The sequence below is a fragment of the Nocardia sp. FBN12 genome (assembly GCF_050320175.1).
GTDB lineage: Bacteria > Actinomycetota > Actinomycetes > Mycobacteriales > Mycobacteriaceae > Nocardia.
Window position 1 is genome coordinate 5,682,418 of record NZ_CP190048.1, and the last position, 12,743, is coordinate 5,695,160.

Annotated in this window: 8 protein-coding genes; 6 read left to right on the plus strand and 2 right to left on the minus strand. The window is 67.8% G+C overall.

From position 1 onward, the window contains the following. The first annotated feature begins 13 nt into the window (after positions 1-13). The 3 genes from ACQHI0_RS26840 to ACQHI0_RS26850 all read left to right on the plus strand — a co-directional run bounded on the left by ACQHI0_RS26840 (position 14) and on the right by ACQHI0_RS26850 (position 4,002). On the plus strand, positions 14-1,108 hold the full coding sequence (locus tag ACQHI0_RS26840; protein ID WP_427904563.1) for a hypothetical protein: 1,095 nt from the start codon (positions 14-16) through the stop codon (positions 1,106-1,108). Between the two features lie 118 nt (positions 1,109-1,226). Continuing rightward, positions 1,227-2,588 (plus strand): S1 family peptidase, encoded by a 1,362-nt coding sequence (locus ACQHI0_RS26845; RefSeq protein ID WP_427904564.1) that lies wholly within the window; start codon positions 1,227-1,229, stop codon positions 2,586-2,588. A gap of 154 nt (positions 2,589-2,742) precedes the next feature. After that, entirely contained in the window at positions 2,743-4,002 is a 1,260-nt protein-coding gene (locus ACQHI0_RS26850) for a S1 family peptidase (protein ID WP_427904565.1), read from the plus strand. 762 nt (positions 4,003-4,764) lie between these two features. On the opposite strand, the gene ACQHI0_RS26855 is transcribed toward ACQHI0_RS26850, so the two are convergent. Next, a complete protein-coding gene (locus tag ACQHI0_RS26855) occupies positions 4,765-7,995 on the minus strand; it encodes a (Fe-S)-binding protein (RefSeq protein ID WP_427904566.1) in 3,231 nt (1,076 codons plus the stop codon). A 457-nt stretch (positions 7,996-8,452) separates the two neighbouring features. Here ACQHI0_RS26855 and ACQHI0_RS26860 point away from each other — a divergent pair, with 457 nt between their 5' ends. Continuing rightward, positions 8,453-9,139: a hypothetical protein gene (locus ACQHI0_RS26860; RefSeq protein WP_427904567.1), complete on the plus strand. Its 687-nt coding sequence runs from the start codon at positions 8,453-8,455 to the stop codon at positions 9,137-9,139. 92 nt (positions 9,140-9,231) lie between these two features. On the opposite strand, the gene ACQHI0_RS26865 is transcribed toward ACQHI0_RS26860, so the two are convergent. Then, positions 9,232-9,756 (minus strand): YdcF family protein, encoded by a 525-nt coding sequence (locus tag ACQHI0_RS26865; RefSeq protein WP_427904568.1) that lies wholly within the window; start codon positions 9,754-9,756, stop codon positions 9,232-9,234. A gap of 197 nt (positions 9,757-9,953) precedes the next feature. Between ACQHI0_RS26865 and ACQHI0_RS26870 the strand changes: the two genes are divergently transcribed. Together ACQHI0_RS26870 and ACQHI0_RS26875 are read left to right on the plus strand one after the other, a co-directional pair. After that, entirely contained in the window at positions 9,954-11,276 is a 1,323-nt protein-coding gene (locus tag ACQHI0_RS26870; protein WP_427904569.1) for a UDP-glucose dehydrogenase family protein, read from the plus strand. Between the two features lie 90 nt (positions 11,277-11,366). Beyond that, positions 11,367-12,725 carry an Hsp70 family protein gene (locus tag ACQHI0_RS26875; RefSeq protein ID WP_427904570.1) on the plus strand — a complete coding sequence of 453 codons (1,359 nt, stop codon included), beginning with the start codon at positions 11,367-11,369 and terminating at the stop codon, positions 12,723-12,725. Positions 12,726-12,743 lie beyond the last annotated feature (18 nt).

Below are 12,743 nucleotides of genomic sequence, written 5' to 3' on the forward strand. Positions count from 1 at the left end.
GTGTTTGTCGCCAATGGCCACTGGGGTCGGCCTGCGTATCGCCGATGATGAGTGCATCGCCGCGGTGGTCACCGAGGACGGCACGGTTCAGGTGATCGAACGTGCTTCTGTCCTGCACATGTCCGACGAGGGCGACGCCGCTCTCGGCGGACCCGCGCCCTCCGGGCATGCTCACTCGATCGCCGGTTTCGTGCGGGCGATCGGCGATCCGGCCGGCGTGGATGTCGACGGCGGCGAGGCATACCGCGCCGAGGACCTCCTCGCGACGGCCATGTTCTGCCTGATCGATCTCACCACCGAGCACCTCAGCGGTCCGGCCGAGTTCTACGCGACGCATCCCGCGGGTTGGTCGACCGAGGTGGTGCGCGGTGTGCGCGAGGCGCTGGACTATCTGGGCTTGAAGTCGGTGGCGCTGCTCGGCGAGGACGAGCTGCCCCAGCCCACCGACGGCGCCGATCCGGGCAAGACGTTCGCCACCGCCGCCGCCGAGGCCGCGCTGGTCGCGGTGCTGGCGACGCCGGCGGGCGCGACTCCGCCCGATCCGATCGTCACCGAGAACGCGACGTCCGCCACCGATGTGATGCCCGCGCTGCCGACACCCGTGGTGACCGCGCAGGCGTACTCCGCGGCGATGCCGGTCTCGCCCCTGCCGACCAAGGCGATGGCACCGGTCGCGCCGAGCGCCGAGCCCACCGTGGTGCCCCCCGCACCCGCCCGCAACAAAACCCCACTGCTGATCGCCGGCGCCGCACTCATCGGCCTGCTGCTCGGCGGTATCGCGGTCTCGGCCCTGCTCCGCGATCCCGAAACCGTCCCGCCGCCCACCATTTCCGATGCCCGCCCGGAAACGCTGACCACCACCCCGGCACCCGCGCCGCCGCCCCCGCCGGTCGTCGAGGAGACCACACCCCCGCCGGTCACCACCACCGAGCCGGAACCGGAACCGGAGCCCACCACCGAGGCACCCCCGACGACCACCCCGGAGCCGACCACCACGGCACCGCCGACCACGCCGAGCCCGACCACCACTACCCGCCCACGGTCGCCCTTCGGTACCTACCCGCCGGGCTATCTCCCCGCACCCCTGACGATCCCGGGTCAACGCTGAAACCAGCAGCACGACCGTAACCGCGCCAGCTGGGCGAGCGTGCCTTAGAGTGATGCGCTGACCGACATGATCGCCGCCGGCGGTGTTCTCGGTCACTGGTTGTCGACGAAGGGATTTCATGCGCAAGTTGGTGGCGCGTCGCGCCGCGGTCAAGGCAGCCTCCGCCGGGTTCGCCGCGACCGTTCTTCTCGCACCCCTGCTCGGATCCGGTATCGCGTCGTCGGAACCTGCTGCGCCACTACAACTCTCGGCCGATGCGTTACCCGGTGCGTTGGTGACCGCGCTCGAGCGCGATCTGGGGATGTCGCCGGCCGAGTACCTCGATCGTGCCGCGCGCGCCCAGCAGTTGCGCGACTACGCGACCGACTTCCGCGCCGCCAACCCCGACACCTTCGCCGGTGCCTGGCTCACTCCCGAGGGCAAGGCCGTCGTCGCCACCACCGATGCCGAGGCGGGCAAACTCGTCACCGCCGCCGGCTACCAGACCCACCTCGCGCCGATCTCGGCCGGTGGACTGGAAGGCGCGCTGGTGCAACTGAGTCAGTGGATCGCCAGCTTGCCGCCCGCGATCTCCGCGCCGATCAGCTCGGTCGCGATCGACGTGCTCAACAGCCAGCTGGTGCTCAACGTGGCCAACACGCCCACCGGCCACATGCTCAACCTGCCGACCCTGATCGCCACCATCAAGGTGGTGCTGCAGCCCGGCGGCGGCGGTCCGGTGGAGTACAAGCCGATGGGCGGCGACACCTACATCACCGCGACCAAGGACCTGCACGACGCGGGCCTGCGCGGCGTCGACGTGTGCTCGTTCGGTTTCAACAGCACCGACGCCGCGGGCAACGCGCTCAATATCTCCGCGGGCCACTGCAATCCGAATGTCGACAACGGCGGCCCGGCCTCGGTCTACGTGCCGAACGTGCGCGACATCCCCAACAGTCCTGAGGTCGGCTCGTTCGCCCGCGCTGTCCTCGGCGGACCCGCCTCGCTCGACTACTCGGTGATCAAGCTCAACGAACGCGCGGTGAACGCGGGCATGAACCAGCCGCGCGTGCGCGGCGCCGAGGGCACCACCCTGACGCTCACCGGCACCGCCGAACCCGTCACCGGCGCGCCGGTCTGCAAGACCGGCCAGTCCTCCACCTTCACCTGTGGTTTCGTCTCGGCCGACCACGTGGAGACCCAGCTGTTCACCGAAGAGGGCGTCAGCAAGACGATCCGCGGCTTCGCCAGCACCGCCTGCACGCTCGGCGGCGACAGCGGCGGCGCGATCGTCTCCGGCACGCTCGCCCTCGGCATCACCAGCGGCTCGAATGCCTCGGCCGCGCCCAACTGCACCGAGGCCAACACGCAGCTGGCCCCGTACGGCGGCACCGCGTCCCTCGGCATCCCGATCCGGGCGATCCTGGCCGACATCGAGGCCTCCTCCGACGGCGGTGTCGGCACCGGAATCATGGTGCGCACCAAGACCAACGCGGGCTGAGCGGGGACAAACCACCGACCGGACCGGGTGAGCGAAATCTCTTGCCCGGTCCGAGTAGGCATAAGTCGCTCGAGCCCATATAGTTCGGACCATGCTCCTGCCACGTATGGGTCGTACCCCGTCCGCGCGAAGCTCGAGAAGAGCTCGGAAATCGTTGATCGCCGCTTCGGCGGCGTTTCTGCTGTTCGGCCCCACGATGGCGGTTGCCGACGCGCAGCCCGCGCCCGCAGATCTGCCCGCTCAGCTCATCGAAGCGGTCACTCGCGATCTGAAGATCTCCCCCGACGAGTACCTGCGCCGCGCCGATGTGGCCCAGCAGGTCGCCGCGTTCTCCACCACCGCGCAGCGCCAGTTCCCGCAGGTCTTCGCCGGTTCCTGGCTGAGCGACCAGGGCAACGCCGTGGTGGCGCTGTCGCAGGGTCCCGGCGTCGACGAGGCCCGCGCGGCCGCCCAGTCGGCCGGTTTCGAGGTCCGCAACGTCGCCAAGAGCCAGTCCACCCTGCGTGGCGAGAAGACCGCGTTCGAGAACTGGCTCGCCGCCGCACCGCCGGAGGTCTCCGCCCTGGTGCGTGGTGTCGTCGTCGACACCGTGAACAACTCGATCGCGGTCCGCGTGCAGCAGGCCGGGCTCCCGCTACCCAGCTTCATCGATCCGTCCCGCGTCATCGTCACCGCCCCGCCGGTGGCAGGCGAGCGAGTCGACCTGGCCGCCACCCCCGTCGCCGGTGACGGCAACGGCGCGCTGGCAGGCGGCGACGGCTACGCCTCGGTGATCGGCCGCAGCTCGCTGCGCTGCTCGCTCGGCTTCAACGGCACCGACCGCTCGGGCAACGTCGTCAATATCTCGGCGGGCCACTGCAACCCCGAGATCGAGTCGGCCGGCACCGGCACCGCCGCCGCCATCTACGAGATCGTCGGCGACAAGGCGGGCGCCCAGCTCGGCACCTTCCAGAAGTCGGTGCTCGGCGAGCAGGACTACTCGATCATCCGCGTCAACGACAACGCGCGCGCCCGCTTCGAGAACAACCTGGTCCGCATCCCCGGCCAGGCCCCCATCGCCGTCGACGGCGTGGCCACCCCCGTGGTCGGCGCTCCCGTGTGCAAGTCCGGTGCCCGCACCGGCTTCAGCTGTGGCGTGATCAACGGCGTCGACCAGACCGTCCAGGTCGGCGACCGCCAGCTCACCCAGAGCTTCTCGGCCAACATCTGCGCCCTCCCCGGCGACTCCGGCGGCGCCATCGTCACCGGCCGCCTCGCCCTCGGCATCTCCAGCGCCTCCTCGGTCGCGGACTTCCCCATCTGCGAGATCCCGAACATCATCGGCGCCATCACCGGCGACACTCCCCAGCTCTTCGCCCAGCCCCTGAGCGTGGTCCTGTCGGACAACCCCGGCTTGTCGGTCCGCACCAACTGATCAACACCATGTAGGCACAGAGCAGCCCCGAAAAGGCCGGTAGCGATCGCGCTACCGGCCTTTTCGGCATCTCACACCCTTTTTCCCCACCACACCCCCGAAGACCCGCAGCGCTACCGGACTCCCGACCACACCGTGCACCCCGAAGACCCGCAGCGCTACCGGACTTCCGGCGACACCGTGCACCCCGAAGACCGCAGCCCTACCGGACTTCCGGCGACACCGTGCACCCCGAAGACCGCAGCCCTACCGGACTTCCGGCGACACCGTGCACCCCGAAGACCGCAGCCCTACCGGACTTCCGGCGACACCGTGCACCCCGAAGACCGCAGCCCTACCGGACTCCCAACCACACCGTGCACCCCGAAGACCGCAGCCCTACCGGACTCCCGACCACACCGTGCACCCCAGCCTGTCCCCGTCTTCCACAACCCTCCCAACCCAGCCACCGCACTCCCGACCCTTAGGGAGGGACGGCCACGAAGTGGCCGGTCGCGGCCGGGTCGCCGGTTAGGCGCCGTTGCGTAGGCGACGAAGGAGCAAGCAACGGCGCCTAACCGGCGGCCCCTCAGGGCCGCGACTCGAGCGCGCCAGCGCTCCAATAAACACAGCGTCAAACCTGCCTGGGACTACCGAACAAGGGTCCACAGAACCATCCACACCCCCATGACCCCCCACCAACACCGTTGTCACCCGAGCACATACGCAGAAACAAGTGAGGCGCGGATTCCGGAGAATCCGCGCCTCACTGGGTGTCAGTCGTCAGCTCTTACGACCCGGAGACTTCGCACCGGACTTGAACCCGAGACCACCCGGCTTAGCGGTCGGCGGCGCCACAGTTGTGCCGTTGCCATTGCTGGCCTCGGCCTGGGTGGCCGGTTCCGCCACGGGCGCTTCCGGTTCGGCCGCGGGGGCTTCCGGTTCGGCCGGAGCCGGGGATTCCGCCGGGGCAGCGGGAGCCGCAGCTGCAGCGGGAGCCGCAGCGGTGCCGGGAGCCTTCGGCCCGGGCCGCTTCAGACCCGACTTCATGGCCAGACCCTTGGCAGGCACCGACGGCTTAGCTTCAGCGGGAGCCGAAGCCTCCGGGGTCGCGGTGGCTTCGGCCGCCGGAGCTGCCGGTGCCGCGGGCGCTGCAGCCGTAGAGCCGGGAGCCTTGGCGGCCGGTCGCTTCAGACCGGACTTCATAGCCAGACCCTTGGCAGGCACCGACGGCTTGGCTTCAGCAGGGGCTTCGGCAGCTGCCGCGGAAGTCGCGGGAGCTGCCTCAGCCGGAGCTGCGGCGGGGGCCTTGGCACCGGGGGCCTTGATGCCGCCCTTCATACCGAGGCCGCCAGGAGCCTTCGCTCCGCCTTTCATACCCAGCCCCTTGACCGGAGCCGCGGGGGCTGCGGTTTCGGTAGCCGGGGCCGCTTCGGCCGCAGGCGCCTTCGCACCGGGAGCCTTCGCGCCACCCTTCATGCCCAGACCACCGCCAGGAGCTTTGGCTCCACCCTTCATGCCAAGACCCTTGGCGGGCGCGGCTGCTTCGGCCGCAGGGGCAGCTTCGGCCTTCGCGCCGGGCGCCTTGGCAGCGCCCTTCATGCCGAGACCGCCACCGGGTGCCTTCGCGGCGCCCTTCATGCCCAGACCGCCACCGGGGGCCTTCGCGGCCCCCTTCATGCCGAGGCCACCACCAGCGGGGGCAGCCTTCGGAGCGGCTTCGGTGGCAACCTCGGCGACCACCGGTTCCGGCTCGGGCTCAGGCTCAGGTTCGGCCTTCGGCTCCTGGACGACGAGCAGATTGGCCGACAGTGCGGCGGAATCGATGCGAGTGATCGAATCCAGCATCAGCTGCGAGACGTCGACGACCTCGACACCCTCACCCTGACCCTGTTCCTGCCGCGCGGTCACACCGTCGTTGAGCATGACGCGGCAGAACGGGCAACCGGTCGCGATCTTGGTCGGATTCGTCGACAACGCCTCGTCGACCCGATCGACGTTGATGCGCTTGCCGAGCTGCTCTTCCATCCACATGCGAGCGCCACCGGCACCACAGCACATGGAACGTTCGCCGTGCCGGGGCATTTCGACCAGGGTCGAGCCCGAGGCTTCCATCAGCTCACGCGGTGCGTTGTAGATCTTGTTGTGCCGACCCAGGTAGCAGGGGTCGTGGTAGGTGATCTGCTGCGAGACCTGCGAGACCGGGACCAGCTGCTTCTGGCGCACGAGACGGTTCAGCAGCTGGGTGTGGTGCACGACCTCGTAGTTGCCACCGACCTGCGGGTACTCGTTGTTGAGCGCGTTGAAGCAGTGCGCACAGGTGACGACGATCTTCTTCTTCGACTGCTCGACACCCTCGAACACCGAGTTGATGACCTCGATGTTCTGCAGTGCCAGCTGCTGGAACAGGAACTCGTTACCCGCACGGCGAGCGGAGTCACCGGTGCAGGTTTCCTCGGCGCCGAGCACCATGAACTTGGTACCCGCGGTCGCGAGCAGCTCGGCTACGGCCTTGGTGGTCTTCTTCGCACGGTCCTCGTAGGCACCGGCGCAACCGACCCAGAACAGGTACTCGTAGCCGTCGAAGCTGTCGGCGTCCTTACCGAAGACCGGGATGTCGAAGTCGACTTCCTTGATCCAGTTCAGGCGGTCCTTGGAGTTCTGACCCCACGGGTTGCCCTTGTTCTCCAGGTTCTTGAACAGACCAGCCAGCTCGGACGGGAACTCCGACTCGATCAGCACCTGGTAGCGGCGCATGTCGATGATGTGGTCGACGTGCTCGATATCGACCGGGCACTGCTCGACGCACGCACCACAGGTGGTGCAGCTCCACAGCACTTCGGGGTCGATGATGCCGTGGACATCCTCGCCACCGACCAGCGGACGATCGGCCTCGGCGCGGGCGGCCTCGGGGATCTTGGCCAGTGCGGCCTCGTCGGGCTTGCCATCGGCGTCGACCAGGCCGATCTCGTCGCCTCCGGCGTCCTTGCGGCCACCGGCCAGCAGGTACGGGGCGGCGGCGTAACCGTGGTCGCGCAGCGACATGATCAGCAGCTTCGGCGAGAGCGGCTTACCGGTGTTCCAGGCGGGGCACTGCGACTGGCAGCGACCGCACTCGGTGCAGGTGGTGAAGTCGAGCCAGCCCTTCCAGGAGAAGTCCTCCATGCGGCCCGCACCGAGATTGTCGACATCGGGGTCGACGTTCTCCATGTCGAGAACCTTGCCGTCCGACATCATCGGCTTGGCCGCGCCGAGCGCGACGCTGCCGTCGGCCTCGCGCTTGAAGTAGATGTTGAAGAAGGCCGAGAAGCGGTGCCAGGCGACGCCCCAGGTGATGTTGCGGCCGACCAGGTACAGGAAGGCCATGCCCGACATCAGCTTGACGAACGCGAAGATCGACACCATGGTCGGGCTCGCGGGCAGCAGCTTCGCGATCTGCATCGTGAAGAAGTCGGTCGAGAGGTGGCCGTTCCCGTAGGTCGCGATCTTGCCTGCCTTGACCATGATCATGCCGAGGCCCTCGAGCAGGACGATCGTCTCGATCACATAGGCGGGGGCCATCTTGGAGCCGCTGAACCGCGACAGGCGTTCGGGGATCCGCGGGTGGTTCAGCTGACGGATGATGATCAGCGTGCCGATACCGACCACGGTGCCGATGCCGAGGATCTCGTCGACCAGGTGGTAGATCGCCAAGTTGCCGATGATCGGCCAGTGGAACGAACCGTCGAAGGTCTGGCCGTAGGCCTCGAACCACAGGATCGCACCCAGGATGAAGCCGGTCATGACCAGCCAGTGCGCCCAGCCGACAGTGCGGAACTTGTTCATCCGCGTGTGGGCCGCGACCTCGACGAACATGTTCTTGAACCGTGGGAAGAACGGTCGCCAACGATCGGGAGCTGACTGGCCGATGGTGATGGCCTTGCCGATGTTCCATGCGCCGCCGATAAACGACGCCCAACAGAACAGGCTGAGCACAGCTCCAATCGTGCCCAACGTGATAGTCAGGGCATTCATGTCGCGACCTTTCTTTCGAGGCAACACGAGGGTCTGAGCGAGGAGACCTCACTCGATTGCTCGTATCGTAACTGCCACTAAGTTACCGGCCAGTAACTACTGCTGTCCACCGTAGTATCGGCATTTGCGCTCTGACCTTGTTTACTGGGACTTGACCTGCGGTTTGCCTGTGAGCAATATCACAAAAGTGTTTGCTGCGGGGTTCCCGTAGCACCTGCTGAACACCGTAAACCGTCCGTGAACTGCGATGAAGCTAAGGTCAGGCTTACTAGGCCCCCCGAAATTCGGTGTGGCCACGGAGGATTCGGTCCATTAGGCTCCAGCTGTTCTGCATGCTGTGCCGGTCTTCACACTGCTCGGGGAGAAGTAGGGGACATCTCATAGGGATGCCCTGCTTGACGAGTCTCGCGTGTCGCTCGATCGCACGCCGCACCACAACCTGATGAATGGAACCTGAATGAACTTCCGTAGGACCACTGCGGCTGCTGCACTGGTTATCGGGGCGATGACCGTGGCCATGGGCACCGCTCATGCCGAAGAGGCGCCGCAGGACATCAAGTACTCGGTCAAGCTGGTCGACAAGACTGTTGTCGCCACCGTGAAGAACGGCACCTTCTCGATTGTCGAGCAGGATGGCGAGACCCCCGAAGCTCCCAAGACCAAGGTCGCCGAGATCAAGGACACCAGCGGCGCGGTCGTGATCGCCCTGCCGATCGCCTTCTCGATCGGCGGCGCGGAGATCCCGACCAAGTCCGAGGTCGTCAAGGACTCCACCGTTCTGGAGCTCACCCCGGAGAAGCCGACGGGCGTGAACATCGGCCAGCAGGTTGTCAGCCCGAAGCCGGTCCTGAAGGACATCGCGTCGGCGCAGGAGAACCAGAAGGCGATCAACGACTTCTCCAGCAAGTTCAGCATCGGCACCGCCATCGGCACGTTCGTCGGCACCGCGGTCGGCGCGCTGATCGGTTGCGTCGTCACCATCCCCGTCGGTTGCATCCCGGGTCTGACCGTCGGTGCCGCTGTCGGCGGCATCGTGGGCATGATCGCCATCGGTGGCCCGACCATGGCCGTCACCGGCTGGGAGCTGCTGCAGGTGCTGCAGGCTCCGGACGGCACCACCGTGTGGGCTGACAAGCCGAAGTAAATCGCCACAAGGGCTCAGGCCCCAACGGTTTCTCATGCGTGCGGCCCTGCCCCTTTTCGGAGCGGGGCCGCACTCGTTCGACGGCGACCCGATCAGCAGTCGGCGAACCAAGCCTTCACGAAACCTGCCGACTGATAGGCGTAGTCCCACGCCCAGCGCGCGGGCGACAGCTGGGGTTCGGGGTCGACGAACAGCAACTCACCGCCCCAGCATTTCCCGAGGATGTACCGGGCGCGGGAGACGTGCGGGGTGAAGGTGACCACGATGACGCGGTCCCAATCACCACCGAGCCGACCCAGCTCCCGCCCCTCACCGAGAGTCGTGCGGGGCGATGGATCGAAGCAGATGACCTCGAAGCTGTAGCCCCCGTGGCAGATCCGATTCACCATCGGGCTGCGCTCGTAGGGGTTGGAGACTAGCACCCGCGGCGCGTACCCTTGCGCCGCCAATCGCAGCCCGAGCTGTTCACGCCCGTCGTGGGCACCCCCGAGGACCAGGATCGCATCCGCCACCTGCGCCGTGTCCGTGCGCGGCCGCACGTAGACCGGCCACAGCGCGACCGCCGCGATCAACACCACGACCAGCAACCCACCCGTGGCGAACATGATCCGGCGCATCCCCGAATGCTAGTGAGGCCCGCCGGAAATGCAGGCCGACGATCCGAACCGTGCACCGTCCACCGAACACATCACCGCAGGTAGAGCACCTACCCGACAACCACCCCACCGCACGTTTCCCCCTGTACACCAGATGTTGCGTCCCCTCTTGCCTCGCTGACGCGGCGTAGCCACGCGCACCGCTTACCAACAGGAGTATGCGATGCACAGTCTTCGGAACGGGGTACCTCGGAGCCACGCATGCAGCGTGTATGGCCGAGTTGGGACACGACGTGGTCGGGGTGGACGTCGATCCCGGCAAGGTGGCCAAACTGGCCGACGGTGTGGTGCCGTTCTACGAACCGGGGCTCGAGGAAGTGCTGCAACGCAACCTCGCCGCCGGCCGCCTGCGGTTCACCACGGACTACGAGGACGCCGCGGCCCATGCCGATGTCCACTTCCTCGGCGTCGGCACACCGCAGAAGAAGGGCGAATACGGCGCCGACCTGAAATACGTGCACGCCGTGGTGGATACGCTCGCCCCGATGCTGGAACGCCCGGCGGTGATCGTCGGCAAGTCCACCGTGCCGGTGGGAACCGCCGCGGCCCTTGGTATCCGGGCTCGCGAGCAGGCGAAGGTCGAGGTCGAGGTCGCCTGGAACCCGGAGTTCCTGCGCGAGGGCTTCGCCGTCCAGGACACCCTGCGCCCCGACCGCCTCGTTCTCGGCCTCGACCACGCTCGCGAACGCAGCGCCTGGGTGGAGCAGACCATCCGGGAGATCTACGCCGACCTCCTCGCCGCCGAGATCCCGTTCCTGCTCACCGACCTGGCCACCGCCGAATTGGTGAAGGTCTCGGCGAATGCCTTTCTGGCGACGAAGATCTCGTTCATCAACGCCGTCTCGGAGGTGTGCGAGGCCACCGGCGCCGACGTGACCATGCTGGCCGACGCGCTCGGCTACGACGCCCGGATCGGCCGCCGATTCCTCAATGCCGGTCTGGGTTTCGGCGGTGGCTGCTTACCCAAGGACATCCGCGCCTTCATGGCCCGCTCGGGGGAACTCGGCGCCGATCACGCCGTGGCGTTCCTGCGTGAGGTCGACAACATCAACATGCGCCGCCGCACCAAGGTCGTCGACATGGCCGCCCGCGCCTGCGGCGGTTCCCTGCTCGGCGCGAACGTGGCGGTGCTCGGCGCGGCCTTCAAGCCCGAATCCGACGATGTTCGCGATTCACCCGCGCTGAATGTGGCGGGGATGATCCAGCTGCACGGCGCCGTCGTCACCGTGTACGACCCCAAGGCAGTGGAGAATTCGCGCCGCGTGTTCCCCACCTTGAACTACGCCACCTCGGTCTCGGAGGCCTGTGATCGCGCCGATGTGGTGCTGGTCCTTACCGAGTGGAACGAATTCACCGCCTTGACTCCGGCCGACCTCGCCCCGGTGGTACGGTCCCGTTCGATCATCGACGGTCGCAACTGCTTGGACAGCGCAACCTGGCGTGCGGCCGGGTGGGTATACGCCGGACTCGGCACCCCGTAGAGTAACGATCCAAGCGGGGGCTGGGCGGATTTCGGTCCGCATTATCGCAGTCCTTCGCATGTCGTGCAGCACGGACGAGATGGGCAGCGGATGAGTTCGGTTCTGGGAATATCGGTGGGGGCCGGGACGGTGCGCCTCGCGCGTCCGCAGCACGGTGGCCCGCACGGTTCCGTTCCGCCGTATTCGTTCGAGGTGCAATCGATCTCGATGCCGGAACAGCAGGCCGAGGAGTCCGCCGCCGACGCGATCGCCGCCACCCTGGCCTCGTCGCCGGAGATCGCCGCCACCACCATCACGTTCCGTAGCGAGCCGCAGGCCAGGGCGGTGCGCGCCGCGATGGCACGACGCCAGCTCACGAACTACCAGCTCATCCCCGAAGCCGTTGCCGCCGTGCACTTCGCCCATGCCACCAGCGATATGCGTGAGGTGTCCACCCTGGCCGTCTACGACCTGGGCAGTTCGGGTCTCACGGTGAGCGTGATCAACGCCCGCACCAGCGATGTGTACCAGTGCGAGCGGATCAGCGATATCAGCGGCGACTACCTGGATTCGCTGATCCGGGAGCAGCAGATCGCCTCGGGCCGGATCGCGCATCCGGCCGACCCGGCGGGCTTGGCCGCGCTCGACGCGCTGTGCCGGGCCGCCAAGGAGCAGCTGTCGAACAGCAACGCGGTGGCGTTACCCAGCGAACAGGGCCTTGTCCTGCTCACGCAGGAGAATTTCGAATCGCTGATGATGCTGGCGATCGAGTCGTCGGCCCGGATGACCCGCGATGTGATCATCCGCGCGCAGCATCCGGTGCAGGCGGTGCTGGTGCTCGGTGGTGGCGCCCGGATTCCGCTGATCGCGCGCGTACTGGAGCGCACGATCGGTGTGCCGGTGATCGTGCCCGCCGAACCGGAGACGGCGTTGGCCCGCGGTGCGGCGCTGCTGGCCCGGCCCGCGCAGATCCAGCAGGCGCCGGTCGCCGCGGCACCGGTCCCGATGGGCGAACACGACGACGTGACCCCCGCCTGGCTCACCGCGCCCGCCCGCGGCCGCCGCCCGCTCAGCGCGCTCACCAACCGCTCCCATTCCCGCCGCGAACTGAACGTGGCGGTGCTGACGGTGAGTTCGCTGGTGGTCCTCGCCGCGATCGGGCTCGGCCTCGGCTACGGCCCCGAGGTGCTCGAGCGCGGTTCGTCGAGCGACGGTTCGCAAGCCGTCCCCGCGACCACCCCGCCCCGGCCGAGCGCGATCGGCCCGACCACGGCCCCCGCCGCGACCACCGAGGCCCAACACGAAACGGTCGCCGCGCCCCCGGCCAACCCGCGCCGAGCCGAGGAAACCACCGCCGCGCCCCCCGCACCGGGCCCCAACACCTTCACCGTGGTGCCCGGCCTCCCCCCGGTAGTCCTGCCGACCCTCCCGCCGGTAGTACTGCCAGGCTTCCCGCCGGCCGGCCAGTAACCGCCGACGTCCGAACAG